We start from the raw sequence: 22,956 nt of genomic DNA, 5'->3' as shown, positions 1-22,956 counted from the left end.
GCGCGACGTAGAATCGGCGGCTATGCGGCGAATTCCTCAGACGCCCCGACCCGCGTGGCGTGAACGCTGCGACGAGGTGGGCTTCAGTTTCTACGACCTCGAATCGGAGGGCGGCCGGCCGTATTGGAACGAGACGGCGGCCTACGCCTTCACCATGCCCGAGATCGAGCTGCTCGAGAGCGCCACGAAGGAGCTCTTCGACCGCTGCATGGATGCCGTCGAGCACATCGTCCGGCAGGGCCGCTTCGACGAGTTCGGCATCCCGGGCCGCTATCACGAGCTCGTGCGCGCCTCGTGGGACGATGACGACCCCACCGTCTACGGGCGCTTCGACCTGGCCTATGACGGCGCGAGCGGAGTGAAGCTGCTCGAATTCAACGCCGACACCCCGACATCCCTCGTCGAGAGCGCCGCTGCGCAATGGCAGTGGCTCGACGACCTGAAGGCCGCGGGGCAGCTTCCGGCTGGCACCGACCAGTTCAACGGTCTGCACGAGCTGCTCATCGAACAGTGGGAGCACGTGCGGCAGGCGCGCTGGGGCCTGGCGCCGGGCGCGCTCCTGCACCTGGCCTCGCTGCACGACTCGGGCGACGGCGCGCTCATCGTCGAAGACTTCGACACGGTCGCCTATATGGCCGAGACCGTGAAGGCCGCCGGTTTCGAACCCAAGCTCGTCTTCATGGAGGATCTGCGCTGGGATGTCGACAGCCAACGCTTCCTCGACGGCGACGACGTTCCCGTCAAGCAGATCTTCAAGCTCTACCCGTGGGAGTGGATGATCACCGAGCAATTCGGAGGATTCCTCACCGTCAGCCGCGGCACGACGCAATGGGTCGAGCCCGCCTGGAAACTCTTGCTCAGCAACAAGCAGCTGCTCGTGGTGCTGTGGGAGCTGTTCCCCGACCATCCCAACCTGTTGCCCGCCTTCACCACGCCGGATGCCCTGGCCGGGCGTTCCTACGTCTCGAAACCACGGCTCGGGCGCGAGGGCGCGAATGTGACGGTGTTCGATGCGGATGGCGGGGTGGAAGCATCCGCGACGGGCGCGTACGGTGACGAGGGGTTCGTTTTTCAGGAGCGCGCCGCCTTCGCGGACCTACCCGGCAAGACCGCCGTCATTGGCAGCTGGATCGTCGGCGAGACCCCCGCCGGCATCGACATGCGCGAGACGAGCGGGCCCATCACGGGCGACCTGGCCGAGTTCGTGCCGCACTACATCGAGGAGACCTCATGAGATCGGTTCCGTCATCCGGGCCGTCGTTGTCGGGAATCGCGCGCACCGAGCGGGCCCAACGCGGGGTCGCCGTCGTGTCGATCGCGGGCGCCGTGCTCGCGCTGTCGGGCTGCGCGCCCACCGAAGAGGGCATCGTGCTGGAGGGCGCCGACGGCGAGAAGTACGTCATGCCCGAGAACGCCGAGCGGCCCATGTACGACTCGAAGGAGGCGTGCATCGCCGATGTGACGGCGCAGATCCAGCAGCTCGAGAGCCAGGGCGAGACCATCGCCGACAGCCCCGAAGACCTGTGCGAATCCTCGGATGCCTACCCGCAAGGCCACTACAGCCACCTGTGGCTCGGCCCCATCCTGTTCGCGGGTTCGCGGTGGAACTCACCCGCCGTCGCCGGGTGGGCCAACGTGCCGTCGGGTGGTTTCGCGGCGCCGGGTTCGAAACTGCAATCGGATGTCGTCACCCCCGCGCCCGCCGGTGCGACCACCGGCCAGCGCGCGCCGCTCAAGGGCGGCTTCGGGTCGTCGGGCAAGTCGGGCTTCGGCTCGGCCGTCGGCGGAGGGTCGTCGGTCGGCGGCTGAGGGCTTCGGGTCTGGCGGCCTAAACGTCGCTGCGCTCAGAGGCGATGCGCGACCGGCCATCCTTCGTCGGCAGGATGACGTAGTCGGTGTGTTTGGCCGACAACCCGTCGCCCGCCGTGCGGCCGCGCAGGCGCCGCAGGGCCCAGGGCGCGACATCGCGCGAGAACCACGTGCCGACCGGCGGCTCCTCGTCGTCGGCGTGCAGGGCCGCATCTAGGCCGCCGAGCGCCTCGGCGTCGGGCACGCCCAACATCTCGGCGGCGCGGTAGGCCAAGAAACGGTGCCCGCTCGAGCGCAGGTGCACGCGATCATCCGCCCACAGATCGATGGCGCCGATGGCCGGATGCGATTCGACGTCGAGCAGGATGGCGCCTGTCTCGGCCGCGATGCGCCGCAGCTCGGAGTTAAAGGCCGCGAACCGCGGGGCGAGCAGGCGCGCGGCACGGCGGCGCGGCAAGAAGGGTGTCACGAGCAAGACGTCGCAGCCCGCCTCGCGCAGGCGCGTGACGGCCGCAGCGATATCGGCCGCGAGCCGCACCGGGTCGGCGGCGGGTGACACGAGGTCGTTCGACCCCATAAACACCGAGACGAGGTCGGGTTTGAGCGTCAGCGCCGCGGGCAGCTGCTCCTCGAGCAGGTCGCGGATGCCCCGACTGCGCACCGCCAGGTTGGCGTAACGGAAGGGACCCGCGGCGGTGTTCGCGAGCAGTTGCGCGAGCCGGTCGGCCCAGCCGCGATAGGTTCCGGCCGGCATGCGCGAGGTGTCGCACAGGCCCTCGGTCAACGAGTCGCCGAGAGCCACGAAGCGCGACCAGCGGGGTGGGGCTGCGGCATCCGATCGGGTGGCGGGCGCCGAGGGGCGGGTGGATGCGCGGGCGAGCAACGCGTCGTCGATGGGCCGCAGCAGGCGCGCCTCCTCGTAGTGCGCCACCAATTGACGGGTCAGGGCCTGCCACGTGCGTTCGCGCACGCTCTCGCGAGCGGCCGCAGCGAAGGCCCGACGCTTGGCCGCATCGCCCAGCAGGTCGGCCACGCGGGCGCACAGATCGGTGAGATCTCCGGGGCGGTAGAGCCAACCGTCCACGCTCGATCGCACGAGGTCGATGGGACCGCCGCGACCCGTCGCCACGACGGGAACCCCGCTCGAAAGCGCCTCCTGGATGGTCTGCCCGAACGTCTCGCTCTCGCCCGGGTGCACGAACACGTCGAAACTGGCCACGGCCTCGCCGAGCGCGTCGCCCGACAGGTGCCCGAGGAAGACGGCGTTCGGCATGAGGCGCTGCAGGGCCGCTCGCGCGGGGCCATCGCCCACGACGACGAGGCGGGCTCCCGGCAGGTCGGCGAGCGCGCGCAGATCCTCGACCTGTTTCTCAGGGGCGAGCCGGCCCACGTAGCCGACAATGAGTTCGCCGGGGGCGACGCGCTCGCGCCAGGCGTCGCTGCGGCGCTCGGGCCGGAACCGTTCGGCGTCGACCCCGCGGCCCCAGCGGCGCAGGCGGTCGACGCCCAGCGACTCGAGTTGCGCGATCGACGAGGAGGACGGGGCCAATGTGAGGGTTGCTCGTCGGTGGAGGCGCGTGACGTGGCCGGCCGCGAACGTGGTGGCCTGCGGCATCCCGTATTTGGCTGTGTAGGCCACGACATCGGTCTGATAGATGGCGACGGTCGGGATGCGCAGCGCGTCGGCCGCACACACGCCCTGCCAGCCGAGGACGAATGGCGACGCCAGGTGCACCACGTCGGGCGCGAACTCGCGCAGGATGCCCGTGAGGCGCGCCGTCGTGGCGAACACCACGCGCACCTGCGGATAGGAGGGCAGCGGCAGCGAGCGCAACAGGCGCGTGTGCGCGGCGAGCGACTCGGCCATGCCGGATGCCGGGCGCGGCAGAGGCATTGGGTCTTGCAGTGCGCTCAGGTCGGTCGGCTCGAGCACGCCACGAGCCGCTCGCCCGGTTGCAGACCGTTTCGACTGCTCAGACGCTCCGGGCGTCAGCCGCGCGGGGGTCTCGGGCGCGATCACCAGGGTTTCGTGTCCGTCGGCGGCGAGGTGGGCGAGAACTTGCAGAACGGAGTTGGTGACCCCGTTCATGTGGGGGAGGAAAGACTCGGCGATCAGCGCGACCTTCATGTCTTCAGGATGCTCTCCCCCACCCGTTTTGGGGCCGGATCACGCCATTCTTCGTCGGCTGTTCACCGAATGCACGACGACGGGTCACCCGCGGTTCTCCCCGTCGTCCGCCGTTCTATCCACGTTCACCGCGACGTGGCAGCCTGGCGGGCGTGGACGACGTGATCAACGCACTCGCCGGCAGCCCCTGGCTTCTCGCCGCGCTGTTCGTCCTCGTGCTGGGCGACGCGTTCCTCGTCATCCTGCCGGGCGAAACCGTCGTCACGGCGGCCGCCGCCCTCGGCGCGTCGACGGGCACACCACCCGTTCTCGCCGTCATCCTGGTCGCCGCCCTCGCCGCCTTCCTGGGCGATGCCGCCTGTTTCCTCATCGGGCGCCACGTCGGCCTCGACCGCTGGGCCTGGATGCGCGGGCGCCGCGTTCAATCCGCGTTCACCTGGGCCCGGGGCCGCCTGCACGGCAACACGGCCGTCGTGGTCTTCACAGCCCGCTTCATCCCCTTCGCCCGCCTGGCGGTCAACCTCACCGCCGGAGCCTCTGGCCTCTCCCCCGCCCGCTACCTCGGCGTCGCGGCCATCGCGGCGAGCGCCTGGGCCGCCTACCAGAGCGTCGTGGGCGCCGTCGTCGGGCTCCTCGTGCCGGGCGGCCCCGTCGTCGCCGTCCTCGTTTCCATCGTCGTCGCGATCGCCCTCGGCCTCGCCGTCGACCTCCTCCTCAAACTCCGCACCCGCCGCCGCGAATCATCGAGCGGCAGCTGACCGCTCCCTCCCCTTTTCGGCTACTCAGGAGGCGGTACTCATCCGTGCTTCTTTCTTGCCCGTGTAGGCGCTTCCGCTACTCCGGAAAGGGCAATCCGACACTCACATCCGCGCCCATCTACTCAACTTTTCGATCGCGCTACTCAACCTGTCGCCGAGCCATTGTGTGGGCCCACCGCCCTCTAGTTCACTGATCCCCAGGCAGTAGGAGGAACAACCCATGTCAATCAGGATTTCATCGCCGTCCGCGAAAATCGGACTCGTCGTCGCATGCGGAGTCCTCTTCCCAGCGATCGGGTTTCTCGCAGTATCAGTCAGCGGCTACAACGAGGGTTCGCTCGTGATGACCGCCTTGGTCGTGCTGCTCGTCAGCTTCTGCTCACGAACCTTCCGCGGGCCCAGCGAGGATGTCCGGAGCCGTCGGCCCGCTTGGCGCATGACCGAGAAACCCCTCGCGGGTTACGTGGCCGCGGCATATCTCGTATTTGTCGGAGTCGGGTTGATTACCCAGCGCCCTGAGCCCGTAGCGCCGGCCATCGCCTGGTTGTGTTGCGGCATCTTGTTTGTCGCTGCCGCCGTGTTCGTGAACTCCTCTCTCAAACTCGCTCGCGGGCCTCACCCGGCCAGAGCGTGAACGCGAACCACACCCGCCGCCGCGACCCGCCGTCGGGCGAATGAGCGCTCTCTGAGCGTGTCCGCGGGGGCGTCAGACCGAGGCGCCGATGAAGGCGAGCAGGGCGCGGCCGTAGGCTTCGGCCGGTTCGGGATGCTCGAACACCGAGCGTTCGCCGCGGAACTCGATTTCCACCTCGAACGCGTCAACCGTGCGGCGCAGCGCCCGGAACGTGGCCCGCAACAGTTCGCGCAGCTGGTCCTCGCGGGGCAGCCACAGCGCGTCGGCGATCGCCACCGAGTCGAGCGCCCACTCGGTCGTGCCGTTGAAGCCCAGCACGGTTCCGCCCGGATAGTGATGCGCCTCGATGGTCATATCGCTGACCGTGAAAACGTCGGCCTCGCTCTGGAACTCGGCCGAATCGGGCAGGTCGATCTGAAAGCGGTCGCCGGATGCGGGGTGCCACACCAGGCCCGCCTGCCGGAGTTCGAGCGCCAAATCGCGTGAGATCATCGTCCCATCGTGGCCCGGCCGGCCGCTCCTGGCGAGGGGCTGTCGGCGTTTTCCCGGCTGGGACGGCCCGCGCGCTTCGGCTACGAGACGGGCGCCTCGGTCGGCAGGATCGTGGGCGTCGGCGTGGAACGTCCCGCCCGCTCATCCAGGATCGCCACCACGAGGGCCCGGGCCGGCCCATAGAACTTGGTGTAATGCTCGCTATCGGCGTTGAGCTGAACGGCATGCGCGGCCTCGGTGGGGCGCAGCGCCTGCCATCCGGGCACCTTCTGCAGGTCGCGGAAGAACATGCCCGAGGAGTGCACGGGGTCCATGCGCTGCTCGAGCGTGCCCCAGTGCCCGTTGTCACGCTGCTGAAAAAGCCCGCGCGAATCGGGCCCGGCCAGGTCGCCATAGTCGATCGTGCGCAGCCCCGACTCGCCCATGGCGGTCATGACCCCGATGGTCGCGGCGTCATCGCCCAAACCCTGGGCGGATGCCACGTCGATGATCGTCTCGGCGTTGGCCCGCTGTTCGGGCGTGTACAGGTCGAGTGTCGACAGCGGCGCCGGAGGCTGCGCCAGCATCGACGACGTGATTCCGGATGCCGCCCAGAAGTACGCGGCCGTCAGCCCGCCGATGCCTGTGACCATGAGCCCGACCACGACGAGGACGGCTATCGTCGTGCGCGACAGGCGACGGCTGCCGCCGCGAGGACGGGGTGGGCGTCGCCCGTTCGAGCCGGGGCGCGCACCTCCTGCGCCGCCCGATGCACCGCGGCCACCCGCTGCCCCACGTGCGCCAGCCGCACCGCGACCGGTTCCTCGGGCCGAAGCGGCGGGGCGAACAGGTTTCGCGGGCGCACGCCGACGGCCCACGCCATCCGACGCTCGCTTCTTCTGACCGGCCTTCTGACCGGGGGGCGTCTTGACCCGGGGAATAGTGGACGAAGCGGCAGCACCGGATCGCCCGGCACGCGCGCGCGGGGAGGAAACCGCTCTGCTCGAAGCCATCCGCGCATTCTTCCAAACCAAGATGACAAGCACGTGTACGGCGTCTGGGAGGCGCGTGCCGCTCACCTAGAATGGGAGGCGTCCGGCATCCACTCTCTTGCCTAGGAGTCCCTTCCCCGTGACCGACACCACCACACCAGCCCGCATGCACGTTGCCGACACCGTGCAGAACGCTGCGTCGACGCCCGAGAAGGAACAGCCTTACGCTGCCCTCGGCTTGAAGCCCGACGAATACGCCTCGATCAAAGAGATCCTCGGCCGCCGCCCCACCTCGGGCGAACTCGCCATGTACTCGGTCATGTGGAGCGAGCACTGCTCCTACAAGTCCTCGAAGAAGTACCTGCGCCAGTTCGGCCAGAAGGTCACGCCCGAGATGACCAAGAACCTCATGGTCGGCATGGGCGAGAACGCGGGCGTCGTCGACGTCGGCGAGGGCTGGGCCGTCACCTTCAAGGTCGAGAGCCACAACCACCCCTCCTACATCGAGCCCTTCCAGGGTGCGGCAACGGGCGTCGGCGGCATCGTGCGCGACATCATCTCGATGGGTGCACGCCCGGTCGCCGTCATGGATCAGCTGCGCTTCGGTTCGCCCGAGCACCCCGACACGGCGCGCGTCGTGCACGGTGTGACATCCGGCATCTCGTTCTACGGCAACTGCCTCGGCCTGCCCAATATCGGCGGCGAGACCTACTTCGACCCGGTATATCAGGGCAACCCGCTCGTCAACGCGCTTTCGGTGGGCGTCTTGCGGCACGAAGACCTGCACCTCGCCAATGCGACCGGCGTGGGCAACAAGGTCGTGCTGTTCGGTGCCCGCACGGGTGGCGACGGCATCGGCGGCGCGTCCATCCTGGCCTCCGACACGTTCGCCGACGGCGGCCCCACCAAGCGCCCCGCGGTGCAGGTGGGCGACCCGTTCGCCGAGAAGGTGCTCATCGAGTGCTGCCTCGAGCTCTACCGCGAGAAGCTCGTCGAGGGCATCCAAGACCTCGGCGCGGCCGGCATCAGCTGCGCCACGAGCGAGCTCGCCTCGAACGGCGACGGCGGAATGTACATCCAGCTCGAGAAGGTGCTGCTGCGCGACCCCACGCTCACCGCCGAAGAGATCCTCATGTCCGAGTCGCAGGAGCGCATGATGGCCGTCGTCGAGCCGTCGAAGCTCGACGCGTTCCTCGAGGTCGTCAAGAAGTGGGATGTCGAGACCAGCGTCCTCGGCGAGGTCACCGACACCGGCCGCCTCGTCATCGACTGGCACGGCGAAGAGATCGTCAACGTCGACCCCCGCACGGTCGCGGTCGACGGCCCCGTCTACGACCGCCCCGTCGCCTATCCCACGTGGATCGACGCGCTGCAGGCCGACACGGCCGAGGCGCTCCCCCGCCCCACCGACCCGGCCACGCTGCGCGAACAGTTCCTCAAGCTGCTCGGCTCGGCCAACCTCGCCGACAAGAGCTGGATCACCAACCAGTACGACTACTACGTGCTCGGCAACACGGCCCTGGCCTTCCCCGACGACGCCGGCATGATCCGTGTCGACGAAGAATCGGGACTCGGCTTCTCGATCGCTACCGACGCCAACGGCCGCTACTGCCAGCTCGACCCCCGACAGGGTGCGCGCCTGGCCCTGGCCGAGGCATACCGCAACGTGGCCGTCACGGGCGCCGTTCCCGCGGCCGTCACCGACTGCCTCAACTTCGGCAGCCCCGAGAACCCCGAGGTCATGTGGCAGTTCTCCGAGGCCGTCGAGGGCTTGAGCGACGGCTGCCTCGAGCTCGGCATCCCCGTCACGGGCGGCAACGTGTCGTTCTACAACCAGACGGGCGACGTGCCCATCTTCCCGACGCCCGTCGTCGGCGTGCTCGGCGTGATCGACGACGTCGCGCGCCGCGTTCCGAGCGGTTGGCAAGACGAGGGCGACAACATCTACCTGCTGGGTGTCACGGCCAACGAGCTGAGCGGTTCGGCCTGGGCCGGCACCATCCACGGCCACCTCGGCGGCCTGCCTCCGCGCGTCGACCTGCAGGCCGAGAAGGACCTCGCCGGTCTGCTGCACGCCGGCGCGCAGTCGGCCCTCATTGGTTCGGCCCACGACCTCGCCGACGGCGGCCTCGCGCAGGCCCTCGCCGAGAGCGTCATGCGTTTCGGGGTGGGCGCGCGCGTCTGGCTGGGCGAGATCATGGACCGCGACGGCGTTGACGCCTCGACGGCCCTCTTCTCCGAGTCCACCGGTCGCGTCATCGTGTCGGTTCCCCGCGAAGACGACGTCAAGTTCCGCGGCCTGTGCGAGGGGCGCGGCTACCCCGTGCTGCGCATCGGCGTCACGGTCAAGGCGGATGCCGGCACGCCCGCGTCCCTCGAGATCCAGGACCAGTTCACGCTCACCGTCGACGAGCTGCGCAGCACGCACCGCGCCACGCTGCCCGCGCTCTTCGGCCCGACCGTCGGCTAGCTCCACTCGCTGATTCAGAGAAGGCCCCGACCGGACGGTTGGGGCCTTCTCTGTGTTCTGGCGCGGCTGAGTCCCCGAGACAGATCGGCGGGACCCCTCCCGGCAGCGTACGGAGAAATGCCGTACACTCGAAGGATGACCAGCACGAAGAACCGCCGCATCGATCTGCGCCTCACCGAGCCGCAGAAAGAGCTCATCGAAGAAGCGGCCGCGCTGACAGGCCGAACCGTCACCGATTTCTCCACCGACGCCTTGACGCGCGAAGCGCACGAGGTCATCCGCCGCGAACGCATGTTGCGTGTGGATGCGGAAGCGTTCGATGCGTTCGCCGCCGAGCTCGACCGTCCGGCAGAGAGCATCGACGGGCTGGCTTCGCTCCTCAAACGCCCGTCCGTTTTCGTTGACTGAATTCCTCCGTCCTCGCGCCATTCGCGAGAACGACGACGTGAGCGAGTTCCGGTGCGGAGAAGCGACGCTTGACGACTGGCTGAGCAGGCGTTCCCTGCGCAGCGAAATATCGGGCGGGGCCCGCACCTTCGTCACGACGCCGGCATCCGAAGACAGCAACACCATCGTTGCCGGGTATTACTGCCTGTCCGCGAGTTCGCTCGTGCGCACGGAATCACCCAGCCGCCTGGCGCGCAATATGCCCGACTCCATTCCCGTTGCTCTCATCGGGCGCCTCGCCGTCGCCGAACAATACGGTGGCCAAGGCCTCGGCGCATCCCTCTTGCAGGACGCCGTCGTGCGGGCGATCTCAGCCGCCGATGCGATCGGCTTCCGCGCAATCGTCGTGCACTCTCTCAATGACGGCGCGAAGTCCTTCTACCGCCGCTTCGGCTTCACGCCCTTTCCCGACGCGAGCAGGGCGCTCTATCTCCTCACCGCCGACGCTGTCGAGACCGTGAGGCAGGCGCTATAACTCGCGATAGCCGTTGCAACCGCATGGCTATTTCTCGTTTAGCCGCACTAAAGGAGAAATAGGCCGGGTTGCATTGAGGTTCCTGCTGCGCGGCACCTCGGGTCCCTGCGCGACTAGCGCTCCGTGACGGGCGACGAGGTCAGGCGACGGGCTCGGTGAGGCCGAGGAGGACGGCGGGGAGGACGCGGCGCGCGTTGGCGCGGGCCAGGTCGTCGGTGGCGACATCCGGGCCGGCGAGGATGGCATCGTAGGTGGCCTGTTGCGCGAGCGTCGTGATGATGCGCGTGGCCTGCAGCGAGTCGATCGTGAAGCGCAGGCCGACGGTGCCGACGGCGTCTTCGAGCAGGCGGGCGAGACGCGTATCGATGCGGGTTTCGTAATCGATGTAGCGCGCAGCGACCTCGGGGCTGCGCAGCGCGAGCGTGCGGAACTCGGACTCGACGATGCACCAGTGCCGGTCGTTGGGCTGCAACAGCATGAAACGATCGACGATCTCGGCGACCGCCTCGATGTCAAGGGACTCGACCGGTGTGCCGAGCGTGGGGAAGATGATGTCGATCCCCTCCTGCAGGCGGTCGAGGCGCACACTGTTCTCGCGCTCAGCCAGAGCGAAGAAGAGCTCCTCCTTGCTCGCGAAGTTGGAGTAGAAGGCACCGCGCGTGAAGCCGGCGCGTTCGGTGACGGCCTCGATGGATGCGGCGTGCACACCCTGCTCGGCGAACACGTCGAAGGCGGCATCCATGAGGCGTTCGCGCGTCTTCTGGCGGCGAGCGGATTCGACAGCGGGTTCCACGTCTACGGGCTGGGTCGTCATCCTGAATCCTTCCTGACACCGCGAACGAACGTTTGCGATACACGATTGTATCGAATACATTCGTGTATTGGATACGTCGTTGTATCGTAACTTTTCCGTCCCCAAAGGAGAACCACGTGTCCTCTCTGCTCTATGCCCTCGGCCGCTGGTCGTACCGCAGCCGCAAGCTCGTCCTCGTGCTGTGGATCGCCGTGCTGGCCCTCGCGGGCGGCAGCGCTGCGCTGTTCAACCAGGGCACCGACAACGCGTTCTCCATTCCGGGCACCGAATCGCAAGAGGCCCTCGACACGCTGTCGAGCACGTTCCCGCAGGTGAGCGGCGCGTCGGCACAGATCATCGTCACAGTGCCCGAGGGCGACGACATCAGCGACCAAGACGTGCAAGACGCCGTGAAGACGGCCGTCGACGACCTGGGTGACAGCGAGCAGGTCGCCGCCGCCACCGACCCCTTCGGCGAGAACGCGGCAGGCGCGATCGCCGACAACGACCGAGCCGCGCTCATTTCGGTGCAGATGGATGTCGGTCAGTCCGAGGTCACGGCAACCGCCAAGTCCGATCTCGAGAAGATCACCGACGAGCTCAACGAGGCTCTCCCCCAGGGCGCCAAGGCCACGCTCGGCGGGTCGCTCTTCGCCACCGAGCTGCCGACCGTCACCATCACCGAGGCCGTCGGCCTCGTCGTCGCGCTCGTCGTGCTCGTGCTCACCTTCGGCTCGTTCCTCGCCGCGGGCATGCCGCTCCTCAGCGCCATCCTGGGCGTCGGCATCTCGATCGCCCTCATCTTCGTGGCCACCATCTTCGGGCCGATCTCGTCGACCACCCCGCTGCTCGCGCTCATGCTCGGGCTCGCCGTCGGCATCGACTACGCGCTCTTCATCATCTCGAGGCACCAAGACCAGTTGCGGCAGGGCATGCAGCCCGAAGAGTCCGCGGCGCGCGCCGTCGCCACCGCCGGTTCGGCCGTCATCTTCGCCGGCCTCACGGTCGTCATCGCCCTGCTGGGGCTCAGCGTGGCGGGCATCCCGTTCCTCACCACCATGGGCACCGCGGCCGCCGTGGCCGTCGCCCTGGCCGTGTGCATCTCCCTCACACTCATCCCGGCCCTGCTCGGTTTCGCCAAGGGTCGCATCAACCCCAACCGTCGCGCGCTGCGCAAGCAGGCCAAGGCCAAGGCTGAGGCGGGGGCAGGCTCACGCGGCACCGATCGAGCGGATGTTGTCGCCGACGCTTCCTCGACGCACACGGGCTCGAGCAACACGACCGGCGGCACCAACACCGGCGCCGGCGCTCCTGTCGGCAACCCCGCAGCACACGCCGGTGCCGACTCGACCGCACCCGTCGCATCATCCGGCCCCGTCTCGGCCGCCGCCGCCTCGCGCGCCGACTCCGAACCGGTCCTGCTCGAAAATCTCTTCGCCGATGTCGACGGTGACACCGTGCAGACCACGCACGGGCGTTCGGGCGCACACGCCGCCGCGATCACGACGCCGCCCGCCGCGACATCCGCTCGCCCGGCCGGCTCGCCGCTCACGCAGGCCGCGCAGAGCCGCCCCGCCATCGCGCCGCCGCCCGCCCCGGGCCCCAGCGACCAGGCCGTGCACCACCAGAACAAGTTCTTCAACGGCTGGGTGCGCGCCGTCACGCGCTTCCCGCTGCTCACGATCGTGCTGGTCGTCGGCATCCTCGGCCTCGCGGCCGTGCCCGCCCTGCAGCTGCGCTTGGGCCTGCCCGACGCCGGTTCGCTGCCCGCCTCGTCGAGCGCGCGCCAGGCCTACGACCTCATCGGCGAGAACTTCGGCGAGGGCAAGAACGGCCCGCTCATCGTGACCGGTTCGATCGTCACGAGCAACGACCCCGTCGGTCTCATGAACGACATTGCCGACGAGATCCGCGACATGGATGGCGTCGACTCGGTGCCGCTCGCCACCCCCAACGAGACCGCCGACACGGGCATCATCCAGGTCGTGCCGACGGGCGGGCCCGACTCGCAGTCCACCAAGGACCTCGTCGCCGATCTGCGCGCCCAGCACGACCACTTCGAGGACAAGTACGGCGTCGACCTGGCCGTCACGGGCACGACCGCCGCGGGCATCGACGTCTCCGACCGCCTCGGCGCAGCTCTGCTGCCCTTCGGCATCCTGGTCGTCGGCCTCTCGCTCATCCTGCTCACCATGGTGTTCCGCTCGATCTGGGTGCCCATCAAGGCCACGCTCGGCTACCTGCTCAGCGTCATCGCGTCGTTCGGCGCCGTGGCCGCCGTGTTCGAATGGGGATGGTTCGGCGAGGCGTTGCATGTCGAACAGACCGGCCCCGTCATCAGCTTCATGCCGATCATCCTGATGGGCGTGCTCTTCGGTCTCGCGATGGACTACGAGGTGTTCCTCGTGGCCCGCATGCGCGAGGACTACGTGCACGGCAAGGATGCGCGCAAGGCCGTCACGACGGGTTTCGTGGGTTCGGCCAAGGTCGTCACGGCCGCCGCGGTCATCATGTTCGCGGTGTTCGCGGCCTTCGTGCCCGAGGGCGACACATCGATCAAACCCATCGCCCTGGGCCTCGCGGTCGGCGTGTTCGTCGACGCGTTCATCGTGCGCATGACGCTCGTGCCCGCCGTGCTCGCCCTGCTGGGCGAACGCGCCTGGTGGCTGCCCAAGTGGCTCGACCGCGCCCTGCCGTCGTTCGACGTGGAGGGTGAGGGTCTGCAGCGCGAGCTCGACCTGGCCAACTGGCCCGCCCCCGGCAGCACGGATGTCGTGGTCGCTGACCGCATCGGCCTCAAACCGAGCGCCAATGCCGAACACGCCCTCTTCCACGACCTCAGCTTCGTGCTCCCCGCCGGCCACACGCTCGTCGTGCACGGCGAGCACCCCGCCGCGGTGCGCGCGCTGCTGCTCACCATCTCGGGTCGCGCCAAACCCGACCAGGGCACGCTCAAGGTGGCGGGTCTGGTGTCGCCCATCCGCGCCACCACGATCCGCTCGCGGGTAGCCTTCCTCACGGTCGACGACTCGGTCGACGCGGTCGGCCGCATCCGCGACATCGTCGACGAGCAGCCCGCGCTCCTCGTCATCGACGGCATCGACCGACTCACCGACCACGCCGCGCGCAAGCAGGTGTTCGTCGAGCTGAGTGAGGCTCAGGCATCCGCCGCCCGTCGCGACGAGACCCTCACCCTGGCCGTCGGCACCGTCGAAGAATGGCCGCTGTCCGACGCGATCCCCGCCGGCGACGGCTTCGTCGACGTCTCCCTCGAAACATCTCGCACCCGCACCACGAACACCGCGGAGGTCCCCGCATGAGCATCCTCACCCGCCTCGAACGCGCGCGCTCCTCGAAGCGCATCACCGTGCTGTCGCTGATCGGTATCGTCCTGGTGCCGCTCGTCGTGGCCGGCATCCTCGTGTGGGCCCTCTTCAACCCGCAGGACCGGCTCGATCAGGTCACCGCGGCAATCGTGAACGAAGACGAACCCGTGCAGGTCGACGGTCAGACCGTGCCGCTCGGCCGCCAGCTCTCGGCCGGCCTGGTCGACGGTGGCGCTTCATCGGATGCGGGCGAAGACGGCACCTCGAAGGCCGCCGCCAACGACAACACGAGCGACACCAACTACGCCTGGAAGATCACCGACGCCGACGAGGCGCGCGAGGGTCTGACGTCGGGCAAATACGTGGCCGTCGTCACCATCCCGAAGAACTTCTCGAAGGCCGCGACCTCGTTCGGTGGCGACGCCGCCGACGCCGAGCAGGCCACCATCGACGTGGCGACCTCGAAACAGAGCCGCCTCGTCGACGACGCGATCACGCAGACCATCTCGTCGACGGCCGCGAACCTCGTCGGCAACGGCCTCACCACGAGCTACCTGCAGAACGTCTACGTGGGCTTCAACACGCTCGGCACGCAGCTCGGCCAGGCGGCGGATGGCGCGCAGCAGCTCGCGACGGGAACCGACTCGTTGCGCGACGGCGCCGTGCAGCTCGCCGACGGCGTGAACCAGCTCGCGGCCGGGATGCCGCAGCTCACGTCCGGCGCCTCGCAGCTGGCCTCGGGCGCCGCCCAGACCAATACGGGTGCGCAGCAATTGGCGAACGGCTTGAACGCCGCGGCGACCCAGGTCGGACAGTTGCCCGCGGGCATCCAGGCGATCGCCACCGGCTCGCAGACCCTCGCCGACGGTGTGCAGGGCGTCGCGAGCGGCATCGCCGGCACCGGCGGCTTGAACGAGCAGCTAGGCAAACTGTCGCAGGCTGCTGCCCTCTGCACCGCAGGCGGACCCGGGGCCGAGCAGGCCTGCCAGGGTGTGGCGCAGGGCGTGACCGCGCTCTACGGTTCGCCGCAGTACCAGCAGCTGGTCGGCGGCGTGCAGCCCCTCGCCGACGGCGCCCAGACCGCGGCCACCCAGATCCAGGGTTTCGCCGGCACGGCACCGCAGCTCGCCTCCGGCATCCAGCAGCTCGCCGCCGGTTCGACGCAGCTCGCCAACGGCACCGCCCAGCTCTCGACGGGTGCCTCCGGACTCTCGACGGGTCTCACGACCCTCGCCGACGGCGTCACCCAGCTGGGCACGGGCGCCACGGGCCTCGCCGACGGGTCGAAAACCCTCGCCGACAGCACGCACACGCTGGCCGACGGCCTCGACACGGCCGTGCAGTCCATCCCGAGCTACAGCGAGTCCGACCGTGACAACCTCGCCAAGGTCGTGAGCCAGCCCGTCACGACCGACGGCGCCGAGGCGAACGCGCTCTTCGGCACCACGAGCATGCCGTTCTACGCCGTGCTCGCCCTGTGGCTGGGCGCGCTGGCCACGTTCATCGTGTTGCGCGCCATCCCCTCGGCCGTGCTGTCGTCGACGCGCTCGTCGCTTAGCCTGGCCGTGCGCACGTGGCTGCCCGCCGGACTCGTCGGCATTCTGCAGGGCCTGCTGGTCTCGGCCGTCATGCAGCCTGCGCTGAAGCTCGACGCCCCCGAGTGGATCGGTTTCGCGGCCATCGCCATGGTCGCGGGGGCCGCCTTCGCCGCCGCAAACCAGGCGCTCATCGCCGTCTTCGGCGGGTTCGGCCGCTTCATCTCGATGATCGTCACGCTCGTCACCCTGGCGACGGGCATCATTGCGACGGTGCCCGATCTGCTCGACACCGTGTTCGAGTACACGCCCGTGCACCCGGCGCTCAACGCCCTGCGCGCCATGGCCCTCGAGACCGGCGGCGTGGTTGCGGGCGTCACGGGCATCGTGCTCTGGCTGCTGCTCTCGCTCGTCGTGACCACGCTCGCGATCGCCCGACGCCGCAGCGTGTCGGCGGCGCAGCTGCGGGCCCTCGGCGAAGCATCGGCCCCCGAACCGTCGTCGGCCCGTGCCGGCGCTCGAACCCCGGCGACCGTCTGATCAGCGGCGCCGTTCCACAGCTGATCACCGCGCGCCCCACGGCGTGACACACGGATGCCCCGAGCCACATGAGCTCGGGGCATCCGTTGTTTCGTCAACGAGCCGTTTTGGGCCTAACTCTTCGCGTTCTCCGAAGAACCCTCGCTCGCGCTCAGCGGCTCGGCGATGTCCTCGAGCGATTTGCCCGCGGCCTCCACCCCGATGAACACCTCGACGAGACCCGCCGCGATCATGAGGCCGGCTCCGATGTAGTAGCCCACCGCCACGGCCTGGATCGAGTCCTCCACGAGGCGACCGAACAGGATCGGTCCGACGATGCCGCCGAGGCCCGTGCCGAGCGCGTAGAAGAAGGCGATGGCCATCGCCCGCGTCTCCATGGGGAAGATCTCGGACACGGTCAGGTAGGCGGCACTGGCACCGGACGAGGCGAAGAAGAACACGATGACCCACGCAATGGTGAGCGTGGTTGCATCCAGAATCTCATTGCTGAAGAGCATGGCCGTGACGACGAGCAGCACACCCGAGCCGATGTAGGACACCGAGATCATCACCTTGCGCCCGATGCTGTCGAAGAACCGGCCCAGGATGAGCGGACCCGCGAAGTTGCCGAGCGCGATGGGCACGAGCGACCACGGAGCCACGTCGTCGGGCACGTCGAGCAGCTGTGTGAGCACGAGCGAGTAGGTGAAGAACACCGCGTTGTAGAGGAACGCCTGACCGGTGAACAACGAGAGGCCGAGCACGAACCGTTTCGGGTATTTGGTGATCGCAACCTTGGCGATTTCTCCGAATCCGGTGGATTTGCGCTGGCGGATCTCGAGCGTCTTGTCGACGGATTCGAGCTTCTCTCCGGTCTCTTTTTCGATCTCGGCTTCGATCTCGCCGACCAGTTTCTCGGCATCCTTGTCGTGACCGTGGATGAACATCCAGCGCGGCGACTCGGGCACGTTGCGACGGACCAGCAGGATGACGACACCCAGCACGGCGCCCAAACCGAACGCCAGCCGCCATCCGATGTCGGCCGCGAAGAAGTTCTCGTTGAGCAGCAGCACCGACACCACGGCACCGAACGCGGCACCCAGCCAGTACGAGCCGTTGATGGCCAGATCGACGAGTCCGCGGCGGCGGGCCGGGATGAGTTCGTCGATGGCCGAGTTGATCGCCGCGTACTCGCCGCCGATGCCGGCGCCGGTGAAGAAACGGCAGATGAAGAAGAAGATCGGGTTGAACGAGAACGCCGTCGCGACGGTCGCCAGGAGGTAGACACCGAGCGTGATGAGGAACAATTTCTTGCGCCCATACCGGTCGGTCAGATAGCCGAAGAAGAGGGAGCCGATGCAGGCCCCCGCGACATAGATAGCGGCCGCCAAACCGATATCGGATGCACTCAAACCGAGGCCCGCTTCAGGGTCGGTCAGTCGGCTTCCAATGGCACCGATGATGGTCACCTCGAGGCCGTCGAGAATCCAGACGGTGCCGAGCCCGATCACGATCATCCAATGCCACCTGGCCCACGGCAATCGGTCCATCCGGAACGGGATGCTCGTCGTGATCGTGCCCAGTTTCGTCTCAGTCATCGTCGCCTTCACTTCCTGGCCCGGGTGGCCGACAGACACACTACTCTCGGCGAATACCCAGATTCGAGGGGGCCTCGGGGGCTAGACGTGAACAAAACTTCGGCGTAATGTCCTGCTCACACCTTTGGGGGGTGAATGCGATGACGCTAACTGCAGATCAGGTACCCGTTCGGGAGGGAAACACTCCGAACGGCCCTCAGGTTGCGCGCGTCATCGAGCGCCCCGCCCACGCATCCCGCCTGGCTCGAATCCTCCTCCTGAGTTCGGCCGTCACCTTCGGGTGGATGCTCGCACTCTTCTTCTTCGGCACCTCATCGGCCCACGCCGCCGACTCGGCCACGCCGCCCGACTCGAAGCCCGGCCTCGTCGGCAACCTCGTCTCAGGCGTCGTCGGAGCCGTCGAACAGCCCGTCAACCAGGTCGTCTCGGGCGCGACCAACACGGTTTCGCAGGTCACCGAGAAGGTCGTAGCCCCGGTCGTCCAGCACGCTCCGGCCCCCGTTCGCGAGGTCGTCGCCGTCGTTCCCGCCGTGACCGACACGGTTTCGGATGTCGTGGCGCAGAAGCCCGTGACCCAGATCGTGACGCCCGTCGCGCAAACCGTCGACACGGTCGTCACCGAGCTTCCCGTCGTGGGCGACATCGTCACCTCTCCCGTCGTCAGCGACATCGTCGGCAGCAACCCCGTGCAGGGCATCACCGACCCGATCACGGGCACCGTCGACGGCTCGCTCGGCACCGTCGTCGGCGGCACCGACACCATCGTCGACGGCAGCATCCCCGGCACCACGCCCGGTTCTGGCGGCGTCGTTCCCGGTCTTCCCGGTCTTCCCGGCGGCATCGTCGACGGTGTTCTCCCCGGCCTCAGTGGGCAGGATGCCTCCCCCGCCGCAGTCGCCCTCGCCGAGCTGCGCGCCACCAACGTCGACGCGGCCCTCGCTCTCTCCCCGGCATTCGGCCCGGCGGGCTCGTCCCTCCCGGCCATCCCGTTCGCGGGTGCCGGCACGGGCTTCGGCTCCTCCGCTTCTTCCGCCGCGGGCGCTGTCGCCACCGACTCCGCCCCGGCCGAATCCCCGCTCGGCGGCTCGCCCTTCGGCGGCCCCGACTCCCCGTTCGGCCCCGCCGCGCCGGCCAACGGCAACGGCTCCGGTTCGGGTTCGAGCGGTTCATCCGGCGGCCCCGGCGCGGGCAACGCGGTCGACAGCGCCGACTACTTCTTCCAGGCCCACCTCCTCGGCCAGGTCTCCCACACCACGGTCTCCGACGACCTGCCGTCGTCGCCGGTTTTCGAATCCGACGTCACCCCTGATTGAGCCGGTCGGGCCACGCCTCTGAGCGCGTGGCACGCGACCATCCGCCCCACCCGGGGCACCATTTCTCAATCATTTGGAGTGCAAGGATCATGAACATCAACGTCAAGAGAGGGCTCTACTGCGCCCTCGCCATCGGGGGCCTGTCCCTCCTCGGCACCACCGCGGCCCACGCCGCAGACGGCACGTCCGGCGAGGACGGTCTCATCTCGGGCAACCAGGCCGGCATCTCGGTCAACCTGCCCATCTCGCTGGGCGGCAACGGCATCTCGGTGCTGGGCGACAGCTCATCCTCGGATGCCTCGACCAACACGTCGCCGGCCCCCGCGGCACCCAGCGGCACCACGTCCGGCACCGACAGCGCGGTGGGCGGCAACCAGGCCCTCGTCTCGGTCAACGTGCCCGTGACGGTCGGCGGCAACTCGATCTCGGTCGTGGGCGACTCGTCCTCGAGCGATTCGGGCACCGCGGTCGCCCCGGCGCCGGCTCCCGCTCCCGCACCTGCTCCGGCACCGGCACCCGCTCCGGCACCTGCTCCGGCGCCCGCTCCGGCTCCGGCGCCCGCTCCGGCTCCAGCTCCGACGACGGATGGCAGCGACTCGCTGCTCGGCGGCAACCAGGGTCTCATCGACCTGAACCTCCCCGTCACGGTCGGCGGCAACGCCATCTCCGTGGTCGGCGACTCCGAGTCCACCGACTCGGGCACCGACGTTACCTCGGGTGACTCGGCCGGCACGCCGAACGGTTCCGGCTCGACCACGACCGGTGACGACGGCATCCTCGGCGGCAACCAGATCGTTCCGGGCGTCTCCGTCCCGGTGACCGTCGGCGGCAACGCCATCTCGGTCGTCGGCGACAGCGCCTCGAGCGACACCACCACGGGCAGCACCTCCGGCACCGGCACTACCGGCACCGTTTCGGGCACCGGCAGCAGCACCACCGGTGAGGATGGCATCGCGGGCGGCAACCAGGTCATCCCGGGCGTCACCCTCCCCATCACGGTCGGCGGCAACGCCATCTCCGGCCTCGGCGATTCCGAGTCCACCGACTCGGGCACCGACGTCACCTCCGGCACCGGAACCACCGGCACCGGAACCGGCTCGACGACCAACGGTAACGACGGCATCGCCGGCGGCAACCAGATCATCCCCGGCGTCACCCTCCCCGTCACGGTCGGCGGCAACGCCATCTCGGGCCTCGGCGACTCGGAAACCTCCGGCACCAGCACGGATGTAGCCACGGGAACCGGCACCGGCTCGACCGGCACCGGCAGCACGACCAACGGTAACGACGGCATCGCCGGCGGCAACCAGATCATCCCGGGTGTCTCCCTCCCCGTGACCGTCGGCGGCAACGCCGTCAGCGTTGTCGGCGACTCCGAGTCCACCGACTCGGGCACCGATGTCACCACCGGCACCGGCACCACCGGCACCGGCACCGGCACCGGCACCGGTTCGACCACGAACGGCGACGACAGCGTCGCCGGCGGCAACCAGGTCATCCCCGGCGTCACCCTCCCCGTCACGGTCGGCGGCAACGCCGTCTCCGTCGTCGGAGACACCACCTCGACCGACTCGGGCACCACGGTGACCGGCGGAACGGGTAACGGCACGGGCAGCACGACCGGCGGCAACGACGGCATCCTCGGCGGCAACCAGATCATCCCCGGAATCGACATCCCGGTGACGATCGGCGGCAACGCCATCTCGGTGATCGGCGACAGCGAGACGGAAGGCGGCGACACCACGGTGACGACGCCCACCACCCCCACGACGCCGACCACCCCGACGGACCCCACCGACCCGACGGACCCGACCGACCCCACCACCCCGACGGACCCCACGGACCCGACCACCCCGGTCGACCCCACGGACCCGACGGACCCCACCACGCCGACCACCCCCACCACGCCGACGACCCCGGTCGACGGCACCGATGACGCCACCGTCGTCACCGGCTCGGTGGCCGTGACCGGTCAGGCGCAGGCTCTCGGAACCTCGAAGGCCGGCACCACCGGCACCGACGCCTCGGCCCTGGCCGACACGGGCGTCGACACCACGGCTCCCATCCTCGGCCTGACGGCCCTGCTCATGCTGCTGGGCCTCGCCCTCGGCGCGATCAGCCGTCGCCGGATGGGCGCACGCCGCTAGAGCAATACACCCGCAGCGATCGCCCGGGTGTCGTCGGTCCGCCGACGGCACCCGGCATCGCCATGCCCGCTAGACGTCGCTCGACAGAGTGGACGTGCGTCAGACGTCGACGACGCCAGTGCCCGCTAGACGCCGACGTCGACTCAGCCCGATAGACGTCGAGGGAGCCTCAGACGGCTAGACGTCGAGGTAGTCGGCGCCCGTGAGGGCTCGGGCCTCGGTCCAGACGGCGCGACCCACGTAGGGACCCGTCGTCGAGTCGGCGGGTTTCGCGTGGATCGGGGCGCCTTTCACGCGGAAGCGCGGGCCGTAGAAGACCGGGGCGGGGGCGACATCCGTGTCTCGGCTCGAATAGTCGAACGCTTCGGGATCGGCCGCTGCGCGCACGATGGGCCAGGCGCCGCGGTCTTTGCCCTGAGCCCAGAGACCCTGCAGGTTGTCGGCGAAGCGCTGGCCGAACGACGGTTCGGAGACGCCCGGCACGATGGGGCTGCGTCCCGTGATCGCGTAGCCCGGGTGGGCGACGAGCGCCCGCACGCCGCTGCCCGCGATCCCCAGCCGGCGGTCGAGCTCGTAACCAAAGATGCTCATCAGGATCTTGGACTGCCCGTAGGCCTGCCAACCCGAGTACTTCTTCGTGAGCTGCAGGTCGTCGAGGTGCAGGCCCGTGATCTCGGTCGCCAGGCTGCCGAGCGTAACGATGCGCGAACCGGGTGTGCGTTCGAGGGCCGGTAGGACGTGCTCGACGAGCGCGAAGTGGCCCAGGAAATTGGTCGCGAGAACCAGTTCAAAACCGTCCTCGGTTTCGCTGCGTTCGCGCGGAAAGTGGACGAGACCCGCGTTCTCGATGAGTCCGTCGAGCCGGGGCAGCGCGCCCAGTTCGGCTCCCGCCGCGCGCACGGATTCGAGCGAGGAGACGTCGAGGATGACGATGCTGACGTCGGCCGAGGGCAGGCGGCGGCGGATGGCTGTGGCCGCGGCATCCGCTCGCTCGCGATTGCGGCAGCACAGGATGACGGATGCTCCGGCCTCAGCCAGCTGGAACGCCGTGAAGAACCCGAGCCCGCCGTTGCCGCCCGTGATGGCGAAGACCTTGCCGGTCTGCGACGGGATGCGCCGCGGGTCCCAGCTCATGCGCGCGGCTCAGACCCTGAGGAATCCTCGACCTGCGACGCGATCTGCTCGTGGTGGTGGATGACCTCGGCGACGACGAAGTTGAACCACTTCTCGGCAAAGGCGGGGTCGAGCTGTGCGTCTTCGGCGAGCGCCTTCAAGCGGCCGATCTGGCGGCTCTCGCGGTCGGGGTCGGCGGCCGGCAAGCCGTGCTCAGCCTTCAACCGGCCGACGGTCTGCGTGCACTTGAACCGCTCGGCAAGCAGGTGGATCAGGGCCGCATCGATGTTGTCGATGCTCTGCCTCAGGCTGTTCAGTTGCGCGCGCGCCTCGGTGTCGACCATTGCCCAAATCTACCCTCGACACCGGGCGCCCGCACACAGGATGTCGCGGGTGTCGGCCCCTCCCCAGAGACCGTTCACCCGCGA

17 protein-coding genes are annotated in these 22,956 nt (G+C 68.9%); 10 read left to right on the top strand and 7 right to left on the bottom strand.

Translation table 11 applies throughout. The features are described 5' to 3' along the window. The first annotated feature begins 22 nt into the window (after positions 1 to 22). Together ALI44B_RS11830 and ALI44B_RS11825 are read left to right on the top strand one after the other, a co-directional pair. The gene (locus ALI44B_RS11830; RefSeq protein WP_077054841.1) at positions 23 to 1,234 is read left to right on the top strand and encodes a glutathionylspermidine synthase family protein; all 1,212 of its coding nucleotides are present in this window, start codon (positions 23 to 25) and stop codon (positions 1,232 to 1,234) included. Then, on the top strand, positions 1,231 to 1,809 hold the full coding sequence (locus tag ALI44B_RS11825) for a hypothetical protein (RefSeq protein WP_077054840.1): 579 nt from the start codon (positions 1,231 to 1,233) through the stop codon (positions 1,807 to 1,809). The genes ALI44B_RS11830 and ALI44B_RS11825 overlap by 4 nt, the downstream gene beginning before the upstream one ends. Positions 1,810 to 1,828: 19 nt before the next feature. Here ALI44B_RS11825 and ALI44B_RS16610 read toward each other — a convergent pair whose 3' ends face one another. Further along, complete coding sequence (locus ALI44B_RS16610) at positions 1,829 to 3,937, bottom strand: GDSL-type esterase/lipase family protein (protein ID WP_083709939.1); 2,109 nt, start codon at positions 3,935 to 3,937, stop codon at positions 1,829 to 1,831. Positions 3,938 to 4,089: 152 nt separating this feature from the next. Between ALI44B_RS16610 and ALI44B_RS11815 the strand changes: the two genes are divergently transcribed. Then, a complete protein-coding gene (locus ALI44B_RS11815; RefSeq protein WP_077054839.1) occupies positions 4,090 to 4,695 on the top strand; it encodes a DedA family protein in 606 nt (201 codons plus the stop codon). Between the two features lie 706 nt (positions 4,696 to 5,401). On the opposite strand, the gene ALI44B_RS11805 is transcribed toward ALI44B_RS11815, so the two are convergent. Both ALI44B_RS11805 and ALI44B_RS15945 read right to left on the bottom strand, forming a co-directional pair. Beyond that, a complete protein-coding gene (locus ALI44B_RS11805; protein WP_077054837.1) occupies positions 5,402 to 5,821 on the bottom strand; it encodes a pilus assembly protein CpaE in 420 nt (139 codons plus the stop codon). 80 nt (positions 5,822 to 5,901) lie between these two features. Beyond that, positions 5,902 to 6,813 carry a transglycosylase SLT domain-containing protein gene (locus tag ALI44B_RS15945; RefSeq protein ID WP_143459215.1) on the bottom strand — a complete coding sequence of 304 codons (912 nt, stop codon included), beginning with the start codon at positions 6,811 to 6,813 and terminating at the stop codon, positions 5,902 to 5,904. A gap of 145 nt (positions 6,814 to 6,958) precedes the next feature. Here ALI44B_RS15945 and purL point away from each other — a divergent pair, with 145 nt between their 5' ends. The 3 genes from purL to ALI44B_RS11780 all read left to right on the top strand — a co-directional run bounded on the left by purL (position 6,959) and on the right by ALI44B_RS11780 (position 10,184). Beyond that, positions 6,959 to 9,262: a phosphoribosylformylglycinamidine synthase subunit PurL gene (gene purL / locus ALI44B_RS11790; protein WP_083710160.1), complete on the top strand. Its 2,304-nt coding sequence runs from the start codon at positions 6,959 to 6,961 to the stop codon at positions 9,260 to 9,262. A gap of 135 nt (positions 9,263 to 9,397) precedes the next feature. Beyond that, complete coding sequence (locus tag ALI44B_RS11785; RefSeq protein WP_083709935.1) at positions 9,398 to 9,670, top strand: type II toxin-antitoxin system TacA family antitoxin; 273 nt, start codon at positions 9,398 to 9,400, stop codon at positions 9,668 to 9,670. Positions 9,671 to 9,707: 37 nt separating this feature from the next. Then, complete coding sequence (locus ALI44B_RS11780) at positions 9,708 to 10,184, top strand: GNAT family N-acetyltransferase (RefSeq protein ID WP_238592193.1); 477 nt, start codon at positions 9,708 to 9,710, stop codon at positions 10,182 to 10,184. 139 nt (positions 10,185 to 10,323) lie between these two features. On the opposite strand, the gene ALI44B_RS11775 is transcribed toward ALI44B_RS11780, so the two are convergent. Further along, positions 10,324 to 10,998, bottom strand: coding sequence for a TetR/AcrR family transcriptional regulator (locus tag ALI44B_RS11775; protein ID WP_077054831.1), 675 nt, complete (start codon positions 10,996 to 10,998; stop codon positions 10,324 to 10,326). 116 nt (positions 10,999 to 11,114) lie between these two features. Between ALI44B_RS11775 and ALI44B_RS11770 the strand changes: the two genes are divergently transcribed. After that, positions 11,115 to 14,297, top strand: a complete 3,183-nt coding sequence (locus ALI44B_RS11770; protein ID WP_077054830.1) for an MMPL family transporter — start codon at positions 11,115 to 11,117, stop codon at positions 14,295 to 14,297. Continuing rightward, positions 14,294 to 16,378, top strand: a complete 2,085-nt coding sequence (locus tag ALI44B_RS11765) for a YhgE/Pip domain-containing protein (protein WP_077054829.1) — start codon at positions 14,294 to 14,296, stop codon at positions 16,376 to 16,378. Before ALI44B_RS11770 ends, ALI44B_RS11765 begins: the two co-directional genes overlap by 4 nt. Before the next feature lie 113 nt (positions 16,379 to 16,491). On the opposite strand, the gene ALI44B_RS11760 is transcribed toward ALI44B_RS11765, so the two are convergent. Beyond that, entirely contained in the window at positions 16,492 to 17,955 is a 1,464-nt protein-coding gene (locus tag ALI44B_RS11760) for an MFS transporter (RefSeq protein WP_238592192.1), read from the bottom strand. Between the two features lie 140 nt (positions 17,956 to 18,095). Between ALI44B_RS11760 and ALI44B_RS11755 the strand changes: the two genes are divergently transcribed. Both ALI44B_RS11755 and ALI44B_RS11750 read left to right on the top strand, forming a co-directional pair. Beyond that, on the top strand, positions 18,096 to 19,268 hold the full coding sequence (locus tag ALI44B_RS11755) for a hypothetical protein (RefSeq protein ID WP_143459213.1): 1,173 nt from the start codon (positions 18,096 to 18,098) through the stop codon (positions 19,266 to 19,268). A gap of 89 nt (positions 19,269 to 19,357) precedes the next feature. Continuing rightward, positions 19,358 to 21,415: a beta strand repeat-containing protein gene (locus tag ALI44B_RS11750; protein WP_077054827.1), complete on the top strand. Its 2,058-nt coding sequence runs from the start codon at positions 19,358 to 19,360 to the stop codon at positions 21,413 to 21,415. 177 nt (positions 21,416 to 21,592) lie between these two features. On the opposite strand, the gene ALI44B_RS11745 is transcribed toward ALI44B_RS11750, so the two are convergent. After that, positions 21,593 to 22,549 (bottom strand): SDR family NAD(P)-dependent oxidoreductase, encoded by a 957-nt coding sequence (locus ALI44B_RS11745; protein ID WP_077054826.1) that lies wholly within the window; start codon positions 22,547 to 22,549, stop codon positions 21,593 to 21,595. Next, positions 22,546 to 22,872: a chorismate mutase gene (locus tag ALI44B_RS11740; protein ID WP_077054825.1), complete on the bottom strand. Its 327-nt coding sequence runs from the start codon at positions 22,870 to 22,872 to the stop codon at positions 22,546 to 22,548. Before ALI44B_RS11740 ends, ALI44B_RS11745 begins: the two co-directional genes overlap by 4 nt. Positions 22,873 to 22,956: the final 84 nt, after the last annotated feature.

This window comes from Leifsonia sp. ALI-44-B (genome assembly GCF_001984125.1).
Lineage (GTDB): Bacteria > Actinomycetota > Actinomycetes > Actinomycetales > Microbacteriaceae > Okibacterium.
The sequence above is the reverse complement of the archived record's forward strand: the minus strand, read 5'-3'. Positions and strand labels throughout refer to the sequence as shown.